Source organism: Mesorhizobium sp. M7A.F.Ca.US.006.04.2.1, assembly GCF_004022915.1.
In the GTDB taxonomy this organism is placed as follows: domain Bacteria; phylum Pseudomonadota; class Alphaproteobacteria; order Rhizobiales; family Rhizobiaceae; genus Mesorhizobium; species Mesorhizobium ciceri.
Map to the genome: position 1 here is coordinate 1 of NZ_RZQA01000018.1, position 19,981 is coordinate 19,981.

General features: G+C 60.0%; 15 protein-coding genes. 11 read left to right on the forward strand and 4 right to left on the reverse strand.

The window, feature by feature from the left end; all coding sequences use genetic code 11:
- The 9 genes from EN925_RS02195 to EN925_RS02235 all read left to right on the forward strand — a co-directional run.
- A partial coding sequence (locus tag EN925_RS02195; RefSeq protein ID WP_164894108.1) for a mechanosensitive ion channel domain-containing protein occupies window positions 1-1,824 on the forward strand: 1,824 nt, incomplete at its 5' end.
- Window positions 1,825-1,980: 156 nt separating this feature from the next.
- Window positions 1,981-2,244 (forward strand): hypothetical protein, encoded by a 264-nt coding sequence (locus tag EN925_RS02200; RefSeq protein WP_023812335.1) that lies wholly within the window; start codon window positions 1,981-1,983, stop codon window positions 2,242-2,244.
- A 206-nt stretch (window positions 2,245-2,450) separates the two neighbouring features.
- Window positions 2,451-3,884 (forward strand): UbiA family prenyltransferase, encoded by a 1,434-nt coding sequence (locus EN925_RS02205; protein ID WP_013531146.1) that lies wholly within the window; start codon window positions 2,451-2,453, stop codon window positions 3,882-3,884.
- Window positions 3,885-3,886: 2 nt separating this feature from the next.
- Window positions 3,887-5,239 (forward strand): FAD-binding oxidoreductase, encoded by a 1,353-nt coding sequence (locus EN925_RS02210; protein ID WP_127384763.1) that lies wholly within the window; start codon window positions 3,887-3,889, stop codon window positions 5,237-5,239.
- A 124-nt stretch (window positions 5,240-5,363) separates the two neighbouring features.
- The gene (locus tag EN925_RS02215; RefSeq protein WP_127369135.1) at window positions 5,364-5,813 is read left to right on the forward strand and encodes an EamA family transporter; all 450 of its coding nucleotides are present in this window, start codon (window positions 5,364-5,366) and stop codon (window positions 5,811-5,813) included.
- Window positions 5,810-6,817 carry an NAD(P)-dependent oxidoreductase gene (locus EN925_RS02220; RefSeq protein ID WP_027160518.1) on the forward strand — a complete coding sequence of 336 codons (1,008 nt, stop codon included), beginning with the start codon at window positions 5,810-5,812 and terminating at the stop codon, window positions 6,815-6,817. Before EN925_RS02215 ends, EN925_RS02220 begins: the two co-directional genes overlap by 4 nt.
- A gap of 104 nt (window positions 6,818-6,921) precedes the next feature.
- Window positions 6,922-8,352 carry an aspartate aminotransferase family protein gene (locus EN925_RS02225; RefSeq protein ID WP_206519208.1) on the forward strand — a complete coding sequence of 477 codons (1,431 nt, stop codon included), beginning with the start codon at window positions 6,922-6,924 and terminating at the stop codon, window positions 8,350-8,352.
- Between the two features lie 21 nt (window positions 8,353-8,373).
- Window positions 8,374-9,606, forward strand: a complete 1,233-nt coding sequence (locus EN925_RS02230; RefSeq protein WP_063168215.1) for a glycosyltransferase 87 family protein — start codon at window positions 8,374-8,376, stop codon at window positions 9,604-9,606.
- Window positions 9,603-10,361 (forward strand): FkbM family methyltransferase, encoded by a 759-nt coding sequence (locus EN925_RS02235; RefSeq protein WP_063168214.1) that lies wholly within the window; start codon window positions 9,603-9,605, stop codon window positions 10,359-10,361. Before EN925_RS02230 ends, EN925_RS02235 begins: the two co-directional genes overlap by 4 nt.
- 46 nt (window positions 10,362-10,407) lie before the next feature.
- Here EN925_RS02235 and EN925_RS02240 read toward each other — a convergent pair whose 3' ends face one another.
- The 4 genes from EN925_RS02240 to EN925_RS02255 all read right to left on the reverse strand — a co-directional run bounded on the left by EN925_RS02240 (window position 10,408) and on the right by EN925_RS02255 (window position 16,160).
- Window positions 10,408-11,718 carry an HlyD family type I secretion periplasmic adaptor subunit gene (locus tag EN925_RS02240; protein ID WP_063168213.1) on the reverse strand — a complete coding sequence of 437 codons (1,311 nt, stop codon included), beginning with the start codon at window positions 11,716-11,718 and terminating at the stop codon, window positions 10,408-10,410.
- Window positions 11,705-13,546 (reverse strand): type I secretion system permease/ATPase, encoded by a 1,842-nt coding sequence (locus EN925_RS02245; RefSeq protein ID WP_063168212.1) that lies wholly within the window; start codon window positions 13,544-13,546, stop codon window positions 11,705-11,707. The genes EN925_RS02240 and EN925_RS02245 overlap by 14 nt, the downstream gene beginning before the upstream one ends.
- A gap of 106 nt (window positions 13,547-13,652) precedes the next feature.
- Entirely contained in the window at window positions 13,653-15,494 is a 1,842-nt protein-coding gene (locus EN925_RS02250) for a hypothetical protein (protein ID WP_127368378.1), read from the reverse strand.
- A gap of 9 nt (window positions 15,495-15,503) precedes the next feature.
- Window positions 15,504-16,160, reverse strand: coding sequence for a hypothetical protein (locus EN925_RS02255; RefSeq protein WP_063168210.1), 657 nt, complete (start codon window positions 16,158-16,160; stop codon window positions 15,504-15,506).
- Window positions 16,161-16,512: 352 nt separating this feature from the next.
- Between EN925_RS02255 and EN925_RS02260 the strand changes: the two genes are divergently transcribed.
- On the forward strand, window positions 16,513-19,074 hold the full coding sequence (locus tag EN925_RS02260; RefSeq protein WP_013531153.1) for an FAD-dependent oxidoreductase: 2,562 nt from the start codon (window positions 16,513-16,515) through the stop codon (window positions 19,072-19,074).
- Window positions 19,075-19,168: 94 nt separating this feature from the next.
- The coding region (locus tag EN925_RS02265; protein WP_164894109.1) for a DUF1194 domain-containing protein at window positions 19,169-19,981 on the forward strand (813 nt) is incomplete at its 3' end.

Consider the following 19,981-nt stretch of genomic DNA (forward strand, 5'->3'; position numbering starts at 1 on the left):
GTGCTGCTGGTTGGCGGCCGGCGCCTGTTCGGACGCATATTCGAAGCCGACCCTGCCAACGAGAACCCGTCCTATCTCAGCCGCCTGTCGGTGGCCTTCTGGTCGACCTTGCTGCCGTCGCTGGCGGTCAGCGTGTTCCTGGCCTCCACGGTATTCTTTTTCAACTACTACAATTTGTTGCGCGGCGACATCGGCGTCTTCCTGAATACGCTGGCAGCCGTCATCGCCGGGGTGTTCTGTGTCAACCGGCTGACCAATGCGGCGCTCGAGCCGCGGCTGCCGAACTGGCGGCTCATTCCCGTCGAAACCGGACCGGCGCGCTGGCTTGTGCGGCTGACGACTGCCATGGCCGTGGTCCTCGGCGTCAACTATTTCCTGTCGATCGTCAACGACACGATGGGCTCGCCGCTGTCGCTGACCATCGCCCGCAGTTTCGGCGCCACCATCATCGTCGGCGTCATCCTGATCCTGATGGCGATGCTGAGGCCGTTCAAGGCGCGTGACGGAAGCTGGCGGCCGTGGCCGGCATGGCTGCGCTATACGGCGCTTGCGCTCGGTCTTTTCACCATCGTCGCGGCGCTGCTCGGTTACATCGGCCTTGCTCTGTTCGTTTCGTTGCAGGTCGTCGTTACCGGCACCGCGCTGATCACCGCCTATATCGGCTTCCTGTCGGCGCAGGCGATCGGCGAGGAGGGTGCTTTCGCCAACACCTCCGTCGGGCGCTGGCTGTCGGCCAATTCCAGCTACGAGGATACGGCCCTCGATCAGCTCGGCCTTGTCGTCAGCGTTGCCATCAATGTGATGATCGTGCTGGTGTTCCTGCCGCTGATCCTGATGATGTGGGGTTTCCAGCCCGGCGATATCCAGGCTTGGGCCTACAAGCTCGCAACCGGGATCAACATCGGCTCGGTGACGATCTCGGTCACCGGCATCCTCTCCGGCATCGTCGTCTTCGTCATAGGCTATTTCCTGACGCGCTGGTTCCAGGGCTGGCTCGACGGCTCGGTCATGGCGCGTGGCAAGGTCGATACCGGCGTGCGCAACTCGATCAGGCTGGCGGTCGGCTATGCCGGCGTCGCGCTGGCGGCACTGGTCGGCATCTCGGCGGCGGGCATCGACCTGTCCAGCCTGGCACTGGTCGCCGGCGCTCTTTCCCTCGGTATCGGCTTTGGCCTGCAGAACGTGGTGTCCAATTTCGTTTCCGGCCTGATCCTTCTGGCCGAGCGGCCGTTCAAGGTGGGCGACTGGATCGTTGCCGGCGACGTCAGCGGCACGGTCAAGAAGATCAGCGTGCGCGCCACCGAGATCGAAACCTTCCAGCGGCAATCGGTGATCCTGCCCAATTCGAACCTGATCAACAACGCCGTCGGCAACTGGACGCACCGCAACAAGCTCGGCCGCGTCGACATCAAGGTCGGCGTCGCGTATGGCAGCGACGTCAAGCAGGTTCATGCCGTCCTGCTGGAGATCGCCCGCAGCCACCCGATGGTGCTGAAGAACCCCGAACCCTTCGTGCTGTTTTCCAATTTCGGCCCCGCCGCCCTGGAATTCGAAATCCGCGTGTTCCTGGCCGACGTGATGAACGGCAACATCGCGCAGAACGACATCCGTTTTGCCGTCCTCGAAAAATTCAGCAGCGAACACATCGAGATCCCCTCGACGCCGCGCGCCGTGGTCGAGGCCCACAAGCCCAAGGCCTGGCCGACGGACGACGACAAGATCGAGGCCGACTTCGCCGAACAGGAGCAGATAAGGGCCGAAGCCGAAGCGGAGAAGAAGCGACTGGTCAAGTCTCGCAAAACCAAGAAGCCGGACCCGGACTAGGCTCGGACTCCGTCGACCTCAATCCTGCCCGGAATCAATTGCGGCATGAATGGGGCATTCAGTTGCGGTTCAGCTTCCATCTCATATAAGCTCCATGCAAAGGCGAAAATGCCTTGCCAAATGCAACAGAGGCGGTGGGAACACCGATATTGCACCATGTGGAAGTCTCTCGTCGCTGCAGTCGCCCTGGTCGCTGCCATCGGCTCGGTCCATGCCGCGAGCGCGGTCAACAAGGACGCCGAGACCCGCACGCTGGTCGTAACGGAGGGCGGCAGCAAGACCGACCTTGCGCTGGCCGGTGGCGAAACGGTTGAGTTCTGCCCGAACGGCTGCTTCGTCACCTTGCCCAATGGCGATCTCGAAGCCCTGACCGGTTCGGAAACCGTCGAGATCTCGGGCGGTGTCGCCCGCATCAAGTAATCTTGGCGTCACGATTGTAGAGGCCGGGCATTTGCCCGGCCTTTTATCGTTTCCGGTAGCGGTTGTTTAACAATGACACCGGAAATACCGCCATGGCAGCCGTCTGCAACCGTGCGTTTTAACGTTCGCTACGCCATCGCCCGCTATACCAGGCTCAAGACGCCGAAAAGCGGCGCGCAACTCTACGCGGGCAGGGCAGGACGGACATGGATGCGCGATCGGACAGGAACGCAATACCGCTTGCGGTCGATCTCGACGGCACGCTGATCGCAACCGACCTGTTGTGGGAAGGGCTGTTCATCCTTCTCAAGAAGAACCCGCTCTATATCTTCCTCGTACCGTTCTGGATCGCCGGCGGGCCGGCGCGGCTGAAGCAGGCGATCGCGCAGCGCATCGACATCGATCCGGCATCGCTGCCCTATCGCGAGGTGCTGCTTTGCCGCCTCCGGACCGAGCACGCCGAGGGCCGCAAGATCGTGCTGGCGACCGGTACGCCGCGCAAGTTCGCCGACGCCATCGCGGCCCATCTCGGCATTTTCGACCAGGTGCTGGCCACCGATGGTCTCGCCAATCTCACCTCGGGCAGGAAGCGCGCCTCGCTGATCGCAGCCTATGGCGATGGCGGTTTCGACTACGCCGGCAACAGCCGCCATGACCTCCAGGTCTTCGATGCCGCACGCAACGCGATCGTCGTCGCGCCCGACCGCCATGCCGCGCGCTGGCAGGCGGCACATGGCGCCGAGACGGTGCCGGCGCCGAAGCCGACTTTGCGGACCATCGTCAAGATGCTGCGCGTGCATCAGTGGCTGAAGAATTCGCTGATCGCAGTGCCGATGGTGCTCTCGCATGAATATTTCAACACCGACATGATCTGGGAATGCCTGCTGGCATTCGTCTCGTTCAGCGCGGTGGCATCGGCCATCTACATCCTCAATGATTTCTTCGACCTCGCGCTCGACCGCAAACACCTCACCAAGCGCAACAGGCCGTTCGCCAGCGGCGCGCTGTCGATCCCGTTCGGACTTGGGGCGATCGCGGTGCTTCTGGCGATCGGCATCGGCACCGGGCTGTTCCTGTCGCCCGAATTCATGGCTGTGCTCGGCGGCTACATGGTCGTCACCACCGCCTATTCGCTGTCGTTCAAACGCATGCTGCTGGTCGATGTGCTGACGCTCGCCGGCCTCTACACGATCCGCGTCCTGGCCGGTGCGGCGGCGACCGGCGTCGACGTCTCGTTTTGGCTGCTGGCCTTCTCCATCTTCTTCTTCCTGTCGCTGGCGCTGGTGAAGCGCTTCGTCGAACTGCGCACCACCGCCATTCCGCCCGGCGAGCGCATTGCCGGTCGCGGCTATCGCACCGAAGACCAGGAGATCGTCGCCCAGGCCGGCATGGCCTCGGCCTTCTCCTCGGCGCTGGTGCTGGCGCTCTACATGGACAGTGTCGCGGTGCGGGAACTCTATCCGCATCCATGGCTGATCTGGCCGCTGGCGCCGATCGTGCTCTATCTTACCATGCGCGTCTGGATCCTGGCGCGCCGCAACGAGATGCATGACGATCCGGTCGTCTTCATCATCCGCGACTGGCGCAGCCAGATCGTGGTGCTGATCGGTGCGGTGATGCTGGTCATCGGGGGCTGGTAGGCATGGCCGCCGGACGTTTCCCAAGCTTTGGCCTTGCCACGCCGCCGGCGCCGCGCGCCATCGGTGCCGACGAGGCGATCGCGCTGCTGAAGGGCGGTCAGGCCAAGCCGGCGTCGCTGCTTGCCTATGGCAATGGCCGCTCCTACGGCGATTCCTGCCAGAACGGGGCCGGAGCGGTCGTCGATATGCGATCGCTGAACCGGATCCACGCCTTCAACGCCGAAACCGGTGTTCTCAAGGCGGATGCCGGCGTGCTGTTGTCCGACATCATCGCCCACGCTGCCCCCTACGGCTTCTTCCCCGCCGTTGTGCCAGGCACGCAATTCGTCACGCTCGGCGGGGCTATCGTCAATGACGTGCATGGCAAGAACCATCACCGGCGCGGCACCTTCGGCTGCCATGTCGAGAGCTTCACGCTGCTCAGGTCCGATGGAAGGACCCATCGCTGCTCGGCGACAGACAATGCGCGGCTGTTTGCGGCGACGATCGGCGGCATGGGGCTGACCGGCCTCATTCTGTCGGCCTCGATCCGGCTGATGCGGGTGCATTCCCTCGACATCGTCGAAAGGGCGACGCCGTTTCGTGACCTCTGCGAATTCTTCGACCTGGCCGCGGCGGCCGATCAGGCCAACGAATATGCGGTCGCCTGGATCGACCAGCTTGCCGGCGGTCGCAACAGCGGTCGCGGCCTGCTGCTCACTGGCAATCACGCCGAGCACGGCTCGCATGCCGCTTCGCGCGCCGACGGCAATTTCTCGGTGCCGGTCCAGCCGCCGTTCAACGTGCTCAACCGGCCGTTCCTGACCGCCTTCAACGCTGCCTACAGGTGGAGGAAGAGCCGGGCAACGGTGCCGCGCCAGGCCGGCTACCAGGGCTTCTTCTTCCCGCTCGACGGCGTGCGCGATTGGAACCGGCTTTATGGGCCGAAAGGGCTGTTCCAGCACCAGAGCGTGGTGCCGGAACAGACGGCGCGCGAGGCCGTGCCGGCATTGCTGGCGGCTGCAAGGCAAGCCGGGCAGGGCTCGTTCCTCACGGTGCTGAAACGCTTCGGCTCCATCCGCTCGCCGGCGCTGCTGTCGTTTCCGCGTCCCGGCTACACGCTGACACTGGATTTCCCCAACAGGGGCGCCGCGACGCTGACACTGCTGCGGGAGCTCGACCGCATCACGGTCGAGGCCGGCGGCGCGGTCAATCCGTACAAGGACGCCCGCATGGGGGCCGAAATCTTCGCTTCGTCCTTTCCCGAATGGCAGCGGCTGGAAGCGCTCCGCGACCACGCCTTCATGTCCGACTTCTGGGCGCGCACCGCGAAGAGATTGGATACGCGGCGAGGCTCGGTCGAGGCTGCCGAATAGATAAAATCCGAATAATTATTGGTTAACAGATGGTTGATAGCGCGATTCACTCAAAACAAGGTTGGGACTTCACCAAATGTTTGCGGGTTTGTAGTAGGAAGTGTGAAGGGGTGGCTTGGAACTCATGAAATACATCGTCTTCATTCTCTTTACAGTCATGACCAATGCCGCCGCGCAGCTGATGCTGAAGCAAGGCATGATGTCGCTCGGACCGATCTCGTTCGAGGGCGTCAATCCGCTCGTCAAGCTGCTGCAGATCGTCTTCAGCCCCTGGGTGTTCCTTGGCCTGTGTACCTTCGTCATCTCGATGGCCTCGCACCTCTATGTGCTGTCCAAGGTCGAGCTCTCCTTCGCTTATCCGTTCCTCAGCCTCGCCTATGTTGCCGTCGCCATCTTCGCTTATTTCGTCTTCCGCGAGGACCTCAATGGCTGGCGGATCGCCGGCATCGCCTTCATCTGCGTCGGCACGGTGCTGATCGCGCAAAGTGGCCGGGATTTGGGTGGGCAAGGGCATGAGGACCAGGCCGCTTCCATCACGCCCGACAAGATCCAAGCAAACGAGATCCTTCGATGAGACATATGATTTTCGGCGGTGACGGTTTCGTCGGCCGCCATCTTGCCCCGAAGCTTGTGGCCGATGGTGAAGAGGTTGTCGTCGCCGACATCGTCAAGAGCGACCTGCCGCATTACCGCAGCGTCCGCTTTATCCAATGCGACGTCACCGATCCGGCCTCGGTCGCCGCGATTGGGCTGAAGGCCGACGACATGGTCTACAATTTGTCGGCCAAGATGCTGTCGCCGATCCAGGTGCGCGCCAAGCGGCATGACTTCTTCTTCCCTGTAAATTTCCATGGCACCGAGCACATCATGCAGGCCATGGACGGAGCCGGTGCGTCAAAACTCGTCCACTACACGACCGACATGATCTACGGCCACACGGTCACGCAGCCTATGACCGAGGAGCACCCGGTGGCGCCGCTGGGCGAATATGGCTGGTCGAAGCAGAAGACCGAGGAGCTGGCGGCCGAGTGGCGCAAGCGCGGCATGTCGATCTCGCTGTTTCGCCCGCGTCTGATCATCGGTCCCGGCCGGCTCGGCATTCTCGAAAAACTGTTCAAGCTGATCGACTGGAATTTTCCGGTGCCGATGATCGGTTCGGGCAGGAACCCTTATCAGTTCATCTCGGTGTTCGACTGCGCCGAGGCCGCCCGCGCGGCCTGGAAGGCCGGCGTGCCAAACGAGGCCTATAATCTGGGTTCGCTCAATCCACCGCCCGTCAAGAAGCTGCTCGGCGATCTGATCAGGCATGCCGGCTCGAAATCGATCCTGATCCCGACACCGGGTTGGGCGGTCAAGCGCACGCTGGACCTGCTCGACCTGATGAACATGCCGATCATGGACCCAGAACAGTATCTGATCGCCGACGAGGAATGCGTGCTCGACGTGTCCAAGGCCGGGCGTCAGCTCGGCTGGGCGCCGCAATATCGCGACGAGGACATGCTGATCGCCGCCTATAGCGAGTACCGCGCCAAGAAAGCCGGTCTCGCGGTCGCCACCACACATGTGCCCGCCGAATAGCGGCTCGCAAAACAGCTTTCGTTGCGCACGATTGCGGTCGTGCGTGCAGACAGGAGATTGAAATGACCGTCATGGCCAAGCCCGAACAGACGAATGCGCGCACCATGGTCAGTGCGCCGGCGCTGTCGCCCGCCACCATCGCCAAGCCCAACCTGATCAGCGTCGAGCAGGCCAAGGCGATGGACGTCGCGGCAATGACCGACCTGTTCAAGGCGCATCTCAACCCCGGCCAACTGCACTTCATGAAACTGCTCGGCTTCCACAAGATCAAGATCGAGCGCGCCGAAGGCATGTTCTACATCGACCAGAACGGCCGCAAGATCCTCGACTTCTTCGGCGGCTTCGGTTCGCTGGCCTTTGGCCACAACCATCCGCGCATCCTGGAAGCACGCAAGAAATTCCAGGAGGAGAAGCGCCAGGAAATCGCCATCGCCTTCATGTCGCAATATGCGGCAGCGCTTGCGCACAACATCGCCAAATGCTCGCCCGGCGATCTCGACATGGTATTTTTGGGTTCGTCCGGCTCGGAAGCGATGGAAGCGGCGGTGAAGCTCGCCGAGCGCGCGGCCGGTCCGAAGCGGCCGAAGATCGTCTATGCCGAGAATTCCTTCCACGGCAAGACCAAGGGCGTGCTGGGCATCACAGACGGCCAGCTTTACCGCGCCGACTTCAAGGTGGCGGAAAACACGGTCCGCATCCCGTTCGCCGACATCGAGGCGGTCGAGCGCCTGTTCCGCTCCGATCCGGAGGTCGGGGTCATCGTGCTCGAGACCATCCAGGGCGGTGGCGGCATCATCCAGGCGCCGGCCGAATATTGGCAGAAGCTGCGCGCGCTGTGCGACCAGTACGGCGTGCTGTGGGTCGCCGACGAAGTGCAGTGCGGCTACGGCCGTTCGGGCCGCTTCTACGCCTTCGAGCATTACGGCGTCATTCCCGATGTGACCGCGCTGGCCAAGTCGCTCGGCGCCGGCAAGGCGGCGGTGGGAGCCATGATCGCGCGGCGCGAGGTCTACATGAAGGCCTATGGCACGCCGAAAACGGCGATGATCCATGCCATGGCGACCTTCGGCGGCATGGGCGAGGCCTGCGTCACCGCGATCGAGGGGCTCAACGTGCTCTACGACGAGGGGCTGATCGACAATGCCGCCGTCACCGGCGACTATTTGCTGCAGCGCCTGCAGGCGCTCAGGGAAAAGTACCCGAAGATCATCAAGGATGTGCGCGGCAAGGGTTTTATGGTCGGCCTGGAGTTCCACGACTTCTCGCAGACCTTGCCGATGGTGCTGCGGCCGATCGTCAGCGTGCTCGACGACAAGCTGAAGGGCTCGCTGTCGGGCTTCGTCGGCGCGCTGCTGCTGCGCGATTACGACGTGCTGGTCGCCTTCACCGAGTACAACCGCAACGTCATCCGGCTGGAGCCGCCGCTGATCTGCCAGCGTGAGCATGTCGATCGTTTCGTCGATGCTTTCGACAGTCTGCTGTCGCGCGGCATCGTGTCGATCGTGAAGGATTTCGTCAAAAGCCAGGTCCGTTAAACCGAAACTCGCTGAGTAGACATGCTGACCAAGTCGCCCGCTCCACAGAACCCACTCGACCGGCTCACCGGGGCCGGTCTGGCGTGGGGCGTGGGGACTTATGCGCGGCTGGCGGCACCGATCGGCGCCGCGGCCTTCGCGCTCTACATTCTTTTTTCAGCGTTCACCGCGTGGGTGATGCCCGACGCCAATTGGGACATGCTGCCCTATCTCGCCATAGCGGAGGAAGGCACCTATCCCGATGCACAGGCGCTGCATGACTATGCCTACAACACTGTCAAATCGGGCGTGTCGGCCGGTGACTACAAGGCGCTGACCGACGATGGCGGCGGCTTCCGCAGCCACATGGCGGAGAATGCCGCCGACTTCCATTCATTGCTCGGCATGTACCGGATCAAGTTCCTCTATGCCGAGATCCTGTCGACGATGAGCGCGGTGATGTCGCCGGTCGAGGCGATGCGCCTGGTCTCAGTGTTCTCCGTGCTGCTGTTCGGCGCGATCGCCCTGATGTGGCTGCGCTCCGAGGGGGCACTGGCCTTGGCGCCGGTGGTCGGCGCGGTGCTGATCATGGCCGATTTCGGCGATGCGGCGCGCGCCTCAACGCCGGATCTGCTCACATCGGCGCTGTTGCTGGGCGGGCTTTATGCCTATGTCCGCGGCCGCGAGGTGGCGACGGCGATCCTGCTCTTCCTCGCCTTCATGGTGCGCCCGGACAACATTGTTTTCCTTGCTGTTTTTGCTGTGCTGCTGGTTGCGTTCCGGCAGAGGGCATGGGGCGCGCTGGCCGGCTTTGCCGCTTCCTTCGTTGCCTATTTCGCCATCTCGCACTGGGCGCATCATCCCGGCTGGTGGCCGCATCTGTGGTTCTCCAGCATCGAGCAGCATTACAATATGGACGGGTTCGAGCCGCCATTCTCCATCGTTGCCTATCTCAGGGCATTTGCCACCTCGCTGCTGCGTGCCGTCAGCCTGAACAGCTGGGTCGGCGTGTCGGTGCTGGCACTGGCCGGCTGGTTTGCTGCCGACCGCGCCGGCTTCCGCCTCGACCGCCGCGCCGGCATCCTGTTCGCGGCACTGGTGCTCGGCGCGCTGGCGAAGTTCACCGTCTTCCCGATCCACGACACGCGCATCTATTTCCCGCATCTGATCCCGCCATTCCTGCTGCTGGCGACGCCGTTCATGGCGTTGTGGGCGGCCGTGGCTCGCGGCCAGAATCGCGCTGCCATGCAAATCATTCCCGGAGACAAGTCATGAGTTCGCTATCCAGCCTGGCGCGCGTTGCCCTGTCGCTCGGTCTTCCCAGTGGCGTTCTCGATCGCGGGCCGTCGCTGCGCGGCACGAAATTCCTGGCCAAGGCAGCGCTGAAGGCGCGGTTTGGTGGGGCGGGGCGGCCGTTCCAGATGGTCAATGTCGGCGCCTGCGACGGCGCGCTCTTCGACGATGTGACGCCGTGGCTGCACAGGATTCCCGGTGCACGCGCGATGCTGGTCGAGCCGATCCCCTACAATCAGAAACGGCTGCGCGCCAACTACCCCGACATCAGCCGCTTCATCATCGAGCCGGTGGCGGTGACGAAGACAAAGGGCACGATCACCGTCCACACTTTCGATGCCGCCGCGCTCGAGGCCGGCACGCTGCCCATCGAATTCATCGGCTGTTCGTCGGTCACCGACACCAATCTGATGTCGGGCAAGAATGCCTGGGGCGAGGCCGACGCCAACTTCAACAAGTTCGCGCCGCATCTCAGGGACATCGAGGTGCCATCCGAGACCTTGCTGACGCTGCTCGACCGCAACGGCATCACCCATATCGACGCCTTCCTCGTCGATTGCGAGGGCGCCGACTGGATCGTCTTCGAACAACTCGACCTCAAGCGCTACCGTCCCGGCATGATCAAGGTCGAGGTCGGCGCGCTGCCGGCCGCCGAGATCGGCCAGGTCGTGGTCAAGCTGAAGACATCAGGCTATCAGGTCGGTTTCCAGGCCGAGGACATCTGGGCCTTCGTGTGAAGGAAGATAGAGCAGACGACCCCCTCCATTGCTACAAAGACGTGGCCTAGTCCTCTCTGAACGCACGACTGATCTGATCGGAAAGCGGCTTCACGAAATATGAAAACGCAGACCGTTCGTGGGTCTTGATAAAGGCCTCAACGGGCATTCCCGGAAGAACAATGAGTCCGTCTAGCCGCGCCAGTTCTTCGGGCGCTACCACGAAGCGCACCTGATAGTAGGAAGATCCTGAGCGCTCGTTAGTCGTCAGGTCAGCTGCAATACGGACAACCGTCCCATTGAGTTCCGGCGTGGTACGCTGATTGAATGCCGAGAGGCGTAGCACTGCCTTCTGCCCAAGCTCAATCTGGTCGATGTCGCGCGGTGCGATCTGGGCATCCAGCGCGAGCCCGCCGCTATCGGGAACGATCGACATAATCACATCCCCTGGCGAAATGACGCCGCCGACAGTGTGAAATGCCAGTTGGTGCACGATGCCAGCCTGTGGAGCGATGATGTCGATTCGCTTGAGTTGATCCTCGGCCGCGATCTTTCGCTCGATATATTCTCCGATCTGACCTTGCACTTCACGAAGTTCGGCGCTCACTTCAGTTTTCAGGTCGGAGTCGATCTGCAGGATCTGCAGTCTAGCTTCCGATATTCGGCCTGCTGCTTGAGCCTGGCCGGCCATCGCCTCGCCTCGATCACCGCCGAGGGTCGCCGCCTCTCGCTCCAGGTCGTTCAATCGCAACACAGAAACAATGCCCTTTGCCCGGAGCACTTGAAGCGAGGCGATCTCGGCATCAAGCACAGAGAGCCCACGATCAAAGGCTGTTTCGCGAGACTTCAGGCCATCGATCTCATGCGCGAACTGCTTAATTCTTTCGCGCAACTGGGACTTCTTCCCCGCTCGGTCTTCCTTCCTGAACTCAAACAGTCGACGCTCACTCTGAACGGCTGCGGCGATATCGGTGTTGTCAAGCCGGGAAAGTAAAGTTCCTGGAAACGCAATCTGGTCTTCGTCGTCGCGCTCGGCCTCAAGTCTAGCGAGCCGTGCAGTCAATTCGTCCAGCCTCTTGGTGACGATTCCAAGGTTTGCCCGCGCTTGCGTTGCATCGAGGCGCACAAGTACATCTCCGGCAGCAATCTTCTGCCCCTCCTTGATGAGAATCTCGCTGATAACGCCTCCAGTCAAATGTTGGATTTTCTTGACATAGCTATCGACGACAAAGGTGCCGGAAGCCACGACTGCACCAGAGAGATTGGTTGCGGCCGCCCACCCGCCTATGCCTCCCACCAAGAAAAGGCAGGAAGTGCCGCCAATGAAGAGGTGCCGCCGGATAGATCTTGAAACCAATTCGGCCTCAACGTTTGGCATCGGATCCCTCCATCAAGATTTCAGCGACCTCCGGCTTTGACTCGTTCGGATCTGCGACCATCTTGAAGGGCGCGAGCATCCTGGCCGATACAGAAAAGCCCGGATATCCAGCCATGGTAGGATTCGGAGAAGGGACCTTTGATATTTTCGAAAGAACTTCGTCGCGTGGTCCGAAGGCTTTGACCCGACCGGCCTCCATCATGAGAACGAAATCGACTGCAGCTAGCGCGCTCGGTCGATGCGCTATAACTATTGCGATCCCCTTGCGTTCCCTCACGGCCGCGATTGCCTTCACAACAGCAGCTTCGCCATCGGCGTCAAGATTCGCATTGGGTTCATCGAGCACGACGAGGAACGGATCGGCGTAGAGTGCCCTGGCAAGGCCGATCCGCTGGCGTTGCCCTGCCGAAAGGGATGATCCGGCTTCTCCAATGCGGGCTTCATATCCTTTATCAAACTGCAGGATAAGCTCATGAACGCCAGCCGCCATCGCGGCTGATACAATTGTCTCCGGCTTCGCGTCGGATTCGAAGCGGGCGATGTTCTCTGCGATCGTGCCATCGAAAAGTTCGCCCCCCTGTGGCAGGTAGCCGATGTGGCGACCGATTGCCTCCTGATCCCACTGGTCGAGTGACGCGTCGTCAATACGCACTTTGCCGCTCGCCGGGGTCCAGGCGCCAACGAGAGCGCGGGCAAGCGTCGACTTCCCCGCACCGCTAGGGCCAATAATGCCGAGCGCGCTCCCCGCGCGCATGACGAAGTTTGCTGCGAAGACCGTCGGCTTCGTCTCACCAGGGGGAACGACGGTGATGCCTGCGGCACGCAGTTCGCATTGCGGTTTGGGCAGGGCCAAGACAGTTGTCTCTTCAGGCATCATCAGCAGCAAATCCCTGAGGCGGATCCAACTCTGTCTCGCCATCAGGAACACTTTCCAACTTCCGATTGCCAATTCGACGGGCGCTAGTGCGCGGCCCATTATGATGGAACTGGCAATCATCACCCCCGGTGTGACCTGCTGCTCGATAGCGAGCCATGCACCCACTGCCAGGATTGCGGACTGGAGAACCAAACGAAGTGTTTTTGCAACGCCCCCTAGGCCGCTAACAACATCGCTGGCCCTGCGATTTGCCGCAAGGTAGTCCGAATTTGCAAGGCGCCAGCGCGCGGTCATGCGATTGCTAAGCCCCATCGCACGTATAGCTTCGGCATTGCGACGGGACGCGTCCAGCAAGGCATTGCGCACCGTGTTATGCCGGAGTGCCTCTCGAGTTGGGTTGCGGGAAGACGCATCGGTAATAACGGTAAGCGAGACCAACAAGATCGCGCCGACCATTGCTGTCATACCAAGCCAGAAATGAAGTAGAAAACACAGGCCGAGATAAAAGGGCATCCAAGGTAAATCGAAAAACGCGGTCGGACCGGGTCCGGAGAGAAAATTGCGTACATTGTCGAGATCGCGCAGCGGCTGCAATCCGTCGCTGGGCATGCGAGTTTCGAGTGGAAGGCGGACGACTGCGTCGTGAACGCGCCCGGAAAGCTGGTGATCGAACCGCTCACCGACGCGTAGAAGAACGCGGGCACGAATGATGTCAAGGCCGCATTGAAAGGCATATAGGCCGAACGCAAGCATCCCGAGGCCGACCAGTGTTGGGACGCTGTGGCTGGCAAGCACACGGTCATAAACCTGCAACATGAACAAGGGGGCAGTTAGCGCCAATACGTTTATGACGCCGCTTATCACCGCTGTTGCGAGGATTACCGCCTTGTTCGCCGCAACAAGTGACCTTTCAAATCCCCCAGAACCTATCTTCTCGGGGGATCGGGTCATGGAGATCTCGTTCCACCTACTTCAGCACAAAATCCTATGCATAGCTCAAGCATATTGCTTGTTACTGCCACTGATCCAGACCGAGGTGACTCACCCAAGACATACTTCAAGCGGCAACAAGCCATGCTGGGTCGAATCCCATATCAAACACGGTGTTCATTGCCACGCTGTGCGCGTTGTCATTTTCGTCCAAATAAGCCAACGAGAATGAATTAAAAACCTGCGATCTGCCGAAGTACCCGTTAATAACATGCGCCGACCCTGTCCATTCTGAAGACATACCAAAGTCTACCGTGTAGTCTCCATAAAGCACATCGGTACTGATGTAGTAGGCCTTGTTGGAGCTAAATGAATATGTACCAATTTCGATTGAAGTGGCTCCGTCATTGCCGCTGAGGGTATATTTTACATCCCACCAGTTCGTAACATAGTCTATCTCATACCATTGCTCACTTGCATGTATCGTTGTTGTACGCTGCGCGACCAATGTCTTCTCTAGATCCAGATCGGTGAGGCTTAATCCAGACAATAGGAAATTATTCAAGGGAGCAGAATAGTCTGAAGCGGGATCTGATGGCCAATACTTCTCTAGATTTCCAACAGCGACGTCATGCCCGCCATCGGGCGTCATGACATAGCCGACAAAAAAGTGACTCGAATCCTGGAACTCGATCGTGTCGTTCCCGCTGCCCGTATCAATCATGACCGGCAGGATTATACCCCAGCTGTTGTCTGCAACACCCGAGACTATGATGTGGTCATTTCCAGCGCCAGAAAAGACAAATCCCTGATCCGGATTGACCAAGGTTATCTCGTTGTCCTTTTCATTCCCAACAAGAATAAACTGAGAGGTGCTGTTCAAGGTGAAGCTGGTAACGTCACCCTGCAGGACAACCAGATTTCCATCCTTGTTCGCCGATGTTGCCGCATTTCCGGCTATGAAGGTGGCGCCGTTGATATTGACGATGTTATGCGGGTCGAGCCCCCAATAGTAAGGGTTCGACAGTTTGTAGGAATCCGATTGCATCCACTCGGAATTGTACCCTGCAAGAGTCAACTCGTTTGCGGTGCCGATGGTCTGGTTGATCACGTGATCGAACTCAGTCCCATGGGGAGTTGTGGGGAGATCGCTCCGGTCGAACGATATCTCCTTGTAGTCAGTGCTGACATGCAGGATATTTGAGGTTCCTGAAACCGCCTCCTCAATCAGGAGACCATGAATGAACCTGCCAAGGAAACCAGACGCATCGGTGTCGTTAGCTGGGGCATACGGTTTTTGCTCGAACAGATATGACTGCTTGCTATCCAAGAATCCCGTATGGGTAGCGGCCCACTGGAGCAAGCTTTTGGCGAGAACATCGTCCCCGATAATAAATTTCATCTGAGATAGATTAAACACAAATGGATCCATATCCTGGAACCATTGGAGCGCATAGTTTTTCGCCGTAGCATCGCCGACTGTCAGCGGAATATTCATTCTAAAGTAGGATAGATACTGAGACAGATCCGCACTCGACGTGACCAGCCAGAAATCATAGTCGTTGAGAGCTCGAACCTCGTAGTAGGGTGTCCACCCTTCCGCCGCGCCTGAGAGCTCGGGGAAAACAGTTTGGTATGCTGCATCATGATAGTCGGAAATTTGCCGCCCCGTAAGGTTCCAATCAGTTTGTGTTGACCGAAGAGCGTAGTCACGCGTAGCGAGTTCCAGCATGAGCGCATCGCGACGTTGGTCAAAGAGTCCTGACGCGAAATCGCCATCTATTTTGTTCTTGGCATAGTTGTTAGCAACAATTCCGATTAACGAGTCGGCGTTCACGACACCATGTGCCATGCTTCCATAGTAGATGCCAGCGGCGGAAAGCGCATCGTAGTAATGAGACGCGTCACCCGTCGAGATGGTAAGCGCATATGCAGAGTTAATATCGTTTATCTGCTGTGAAGTTGGCATGATACGCTCCTATTTTTCAGAAAATGAATCAATCAGCGCCGAAAGACGTTTGTGAAACCTAGAGACGTCCTCTCGAAGATATTTACGAGGCGCCATGATCATCCAGCGCAATCCAGCCCTATCAAAGCTCATCATGCACGATGATACAGAAGAATATCCAGTGCACATAATGTACATAGGATCCGGCGCGGAAATATAGTAGATATTGTGAGAGAGATACCCCTTAGCATTATCCTTTACGCGAAACGAGGCGAATTTAATACCAGCATCGAGGTCATTTATAATTGGAAGCAGGAGGTTTTGCGGAATATGAATTTTTAGTGGGCCGCCTGGAACGGAGGCCGCCACTCCGAGTGCGTCCGAAAGCGGCAGCAGATCCTCCTCCCCCCGGATCTGGGGGTTTGGCCCGCGGCCAGCTTTCAGTTCAGGATAGCTCAGTCGTAGCGCGACTTGCTTGATATCCATGGTTGCCTTCGGATTTCGTTCCCGAAATAGATCTGAGGGGACATAGAGCGTTCCCTGCGAGTATGTCACGGCAACGCGATCGATCGACGAAGAGGTGAGCCAGAGAAAACGTTCGTCTCCAGTGTCGAGTGATGCGGATTGCGAGTGCCCGCAGGTGACCAAAGCCAAGAGGAGCGCAATTGAAAATCGACCTTTGAGCACGCGTTTTCCCGCCCAGCATGCGCTCTAATTCGTTAAGTTATTAGTATGCCATATCTCATAACGATTGCAACAATTAATATACTTACAGATTTATCTTTCATCGAAGTATATAAGTAAGATCTTTTATAATAATGCTGATCTCGATGCGTAGCTATCAGGTCGGTTTCCAGGCCGAGGACATCTGGGCCTTCGCCTGAGTTAGCCTACCGGAAAGCGAACCGCCCCAGGCGCCCGGTGTGAAGCATTCTGCCGTCTGGTCGCTCGGCTTTTTGCCAATGTCGCAAACAGGCTTCAATCGTGCTGCCGCTCCGCCCTATAGTCCGCCCGCTTTATCACTTTGGAGTCGCGGGCAATGGCAGAGTTTCCGAAAAAGGCGAGGGTCGTCATCGTCGGCCTGGGCGGTATTGTCGGCGCATCGATCGCCCATCACCTGATCGAACGCGGCTGGGATGACATTGTCGGCATCGACAAATCAGGTATCCCGACCGATATCGGCTCGACGGCGCACGCCTCCGACTTCTGCTACACCACCAGCCACGATTTCCTGTCGTGCTGGACGACGCTCTACTCCATCGATTTCTACGAGAAGATGGGTCATTACGCGCGTATCGGCGGCCTCGAGGTCGCGCGTGTCGGCGACGACAGCCGAATGGAAGAAATCAAGCGCAAGATCGCCTCGGCCAAGGCGTTTGGCACGCGCGCGCGCCTGATCGAGCCGGCCGAGATCAAGGAAAAATTTCCGCTCATCGAAGAAGCGATTGTTCAAGGTGGTCTTTGGGATCCCGATGCCGGTCTGGTCATCCCGCGTTCGCAGACGGTCGCCGGCAAGCTGGTCGACCAGGCGGAAGCGTCGGGCAAGCTCAAATCCTTCGCCAACACATCGGCCCGGTCGCTGGTCGTCAAGGACGGCCGCATATCAGGCGTGGTAACGGACCGCGGCACCATCGAGGCCGACTATGTCGTCGTCTGCGCCGGGATTTGGGGCCGGCTGATAGCGGAAATGGTCGGCGAAGACCTGCCGGTCATGCCGATCGACCATCCGCTGACCTTCTTCGGCCCCTACAACGAGTTCGCCGGCACCGGCAAGGAGATCGGCTGGCCGCTGCTGCGCGACCAGGGCAACTCGGCCTATATGCGCGACACCGGTGATCCCAAGACCGCCGAGGGCGGGCAGATCGAATGGGGTTATTACGAAGAGACCAATCCGCGCCTTTGCCACCCGCGCGACCTGCTGGAGAAGGACCAGGCGCGGCTTTCGCCGTCGCAACGCGATCTCGACATGGAACAGATCCTGGCGCCGCTCGAACGCGCCATGGAACTGACGCCGATCCTCGGCGAACTCGGCTATAATGAGAGCCATTCGTTCAATGGACTTCTCCAGGTAACCGCGGACGGCGGCCCGTCGATGGGCGAAAGCCAGAAGGTGCGGGGTCTGTGGTATGCCGTTGCCATCTGGGTCAAGGATGGTCCCGGCATGGGCAAGCTGATCGCCGACTGGATGACCGACGGCCGCACCGCAATCGATCACCATGCCATCGACTATGCACGGTTCTATCCGCACCAGACCAAGGAGCAGTTCATCTGGGACCGCTGCACCGAGACGGCGATGAAGGTCTACAATCCGGCGGTGCATCCGCGCGAGCCGTTCTCCAAGGCCCGCAATATCCGGCGCTCGCCGTTCTGGGAACGCGAGAAGGAACTCGGCGGCTATTTCATGGAACTCGGCGGCTGGGAGCGCGCCCACGGCTATGCCGCCAACGAGCATCTCCTGGAGAAATACGGCAACCGGGTGCCGGTGCGTGAGAACGAATGGGACAACCGCCATTTCTGGCGCGTCTCCAATGCCGAACATCTCGCCATGAGCGAGGATTGCGGCATCGTCAACCTGTCGCATTTCGCCATGTACGACATCGAAGGTCCAGACCATGTCGCGCTGCTGGAATGGTTGTGCGCAGCCAAGATTGGCGGCGACAACAACATCGGCAAGGGCATCTACACCCACTTCCTCGACGAGGAAGGCATGGTGCGGGCCGACTTTACCGTCATTCGCATGGCCGACCGCTGTCGTTTGATCGACGGCGCGGATGCTGGCCCGCGCGATTTCCAGTACATGCGCCGCACGGCACAGGACAAAGGTTTCGACGTCACCATCACCGACGTGACCGAGAACTATGTGACCATCGGCATCTGGGGGCCGAACGCCCGGGCGACCTTGCAGAAGGTGGTCGAAAACCCGGACGGGCTCTCTGTTGAGAACTTCCCATTCGCGGCGATCAAGCCGGTCCGGATCGGCGGCAAGGACGTCACCGCTTTCCGCATCTCCTATGTCGGCGAGCAGGGCTGGGAACTGCATATGCGCTACGAGGACGGTCTCGCTGTGTGGGACGCGCTGCGCTCGACCGGCGTGATGCCTTTCGGCGTCGAGACCTATGCCAACACGCGCCGCATGGAAAAGAGCCTGCGCCTGCAGAACGCCGACCTTCTGACCGAGTACAATCTGCTCGAAGCGGATCTCGCTCGTCCAAAGGTCAAGGAGAACGATTTCTGCGGCAAGGCGAAGCACGTCGAATACCGCGCCCGCGAGCACCAACCGGCCATGCTGTGCACGCTGGTGATGACCGAGAATGTCGATTCCAAAGGCGTTGCCCGCTATCCCGTCGGCACCATGCCGGTGATGGATCCGAAGACCGGCGAGACGCTGGTCGACGAACTCGGCCGGCGGTCCTTCACCACCTCGATGGCCTATGGCCCGACCATCGGCAAGAATATCGGTCTTGCCTATCTGCCGTGGGCGTACGCCCAGGAAGGCCGCAAGCTCACGATCGAGTATTTCGGTGAGACATATCCGGTCGAAGTGGCGGCTGTCGGCTACAAGCCGCTCTACGATCCGGAGAATTTGAAGCCGCGCAGCTGATTGCTAGCCGGCGCAAAGGGCATGAAGGCAAAAGCCTGGCCATCGGCCGGGCTTTTCTCTTTTTAAGCCGACGGTTTTCGCTTACCTTCGCGGCATGTCTGCTTTTGCCTGCGCAAGACATTTCCTTTCAGGCTGCGCCGCGTTCGCACTGACGCTCTGGTTGACGCCCGCGGCCCAAGCTGACGAGCCCGTCGATGTCGAGCTGGTGCTGGCCGTCGATGTCTCGCTGTCGATGTCTCCGGACGAACTCGAGATCCAGCGTCACGGCTACGCCGCGGCACTGACGCACGACAATGTGCTGCAGGCCATTGCCGATGGCGCTTATGGCAAGATCGCCGTCACCTATGTCGAATGGGCCGGCACCAACTGGCAGCGCGTCATCGTGCCGTGGACGGTGATCGCCAGCCGCACCGACGCCGAGCGGGTGGTTGCGCAACTATCCGCTCAGCCGCCCAACAGCGCGCGGCGCACCTCGATCTCCGGAGCGCTGGAGTTCGGCAATGACCTGTTCGCCGAAAGCGGCTACCAGGGCACGAAGCGGGTCATCGACATTTCGGGCGATGGCCCCAACAATCAAGGCGCGCCGGTCAACCTGACCCGCGACGATCTGATCAAGCAAGGCATCGTCATCAACGGCCTGCCGCTGATGACGCGAGGCGGTTTTTCCGGCGCCTACGACGTCAGCAATCTCGATCGCTACTACAGCGACTGCGTCATCGGCGGACCCGGAGCCTTCATGATTCCAGTCAATGACTGGACGCAGTTTCCCGAAGCCATCCGTCGCAAGCTGGTGCTGGAACTCGCCGGCCCGGCCTCGCCGCAATGGGCGGCAGAAGAAGCCACGCATCCGCCGATGGTATTGGCGCAGGACAAGCCCGCCACCGACTGCCTGGTCGGCGAGAAAATG

Excerpts from the sequence above, each read along its gene's own strand:
- EN925_RS02200 (WP_023812335.1), top strand. The coding sequence starts at position 1,981 with ATGTGGAAGTCTCTCGTCGCTGCAGTCGCCCTGGTCGCTGCCATCGGC.
- EN925_RS02250 (WP_127368378.1), bottom strand. The coding sequence starts at position 15,494 with ATGCCAACTTCACAGCAGATAAACGATATTAACTCTGCATATGCGCTT.
- EN925_RS02240 (WP_063168213.1), bottom strand. The coding sequence starts at position 11,718 with ATGCCAAACGTTGAGGCCGAATTGGTTTCAAGATCTATCCGGCGGCAC.
- EN925_RS02225 (WP_206519208.1), top strand. The coding sequence starts at position 6,922 with ATGGTCAGTGCGCCGGCGCTGTCGCCCGCCACCATCGCCAAGCCCAAC.
- EN925_RS02235 (WP_063168214.1), top strand. The coding sequence starts at position 9,603 with ATGAGTTCGCTATCCAGCCTGGCGCGCGTTGCCCTGTCGCTCGGTCTT.
- EN925_RS02260 (WP_013531153.1), top strand. The coding sequence starts at position 16,513 with ATGGCAGAGTTTCCGAAAAAGGCGAGGGTCGTCATCGTCGGCCTGGGC.
- EN925_RS02215 (WP_127369135.1), top strand. The coding sequence starts at position 5,364 with ATGAAATACATCGTCTTCATTCTCTTTACAGTCATGACCAATGCCGCC.
- EN925_RS02230 (WP_063168215.1), top strand. The coding sequence starts at position 8,374 with ATGCTGACCAAGTCGCCCGCTCCACAGAACCCACTCGACCGGCTCACC.
- EN925_RS02210 (WP_127384763.1), top strand. The coding sequence starts at position 3,887 with ATGGCCGCCGGACGTTTCCCAAGCTTTGGCCTTGCCACGCCGCCGGCG.
- EN925_RS02245 (WP_063168212.1), bottom strand. The coding sequence starts at position 13,546 with ATGACCCGATCCCCCGAGAAGATAGGTTCTGGGGGATTTGAAAGGTCA.
- EN925_RS02220 (WP_027160518.1), top strand. The coding sequence starts at position 5,810 with ATGAGACATATGATTTTCGGCGGTGACGGTTTCGTCGGCCGCCATCTT.
- EN925_RS02205 (WP_013531146.1), top strand. The coding sequence starts at position 2,451 with ATGGATGCGCGATCGGACAGGAACGCAATACCGCTTGCGGTCGATCTC.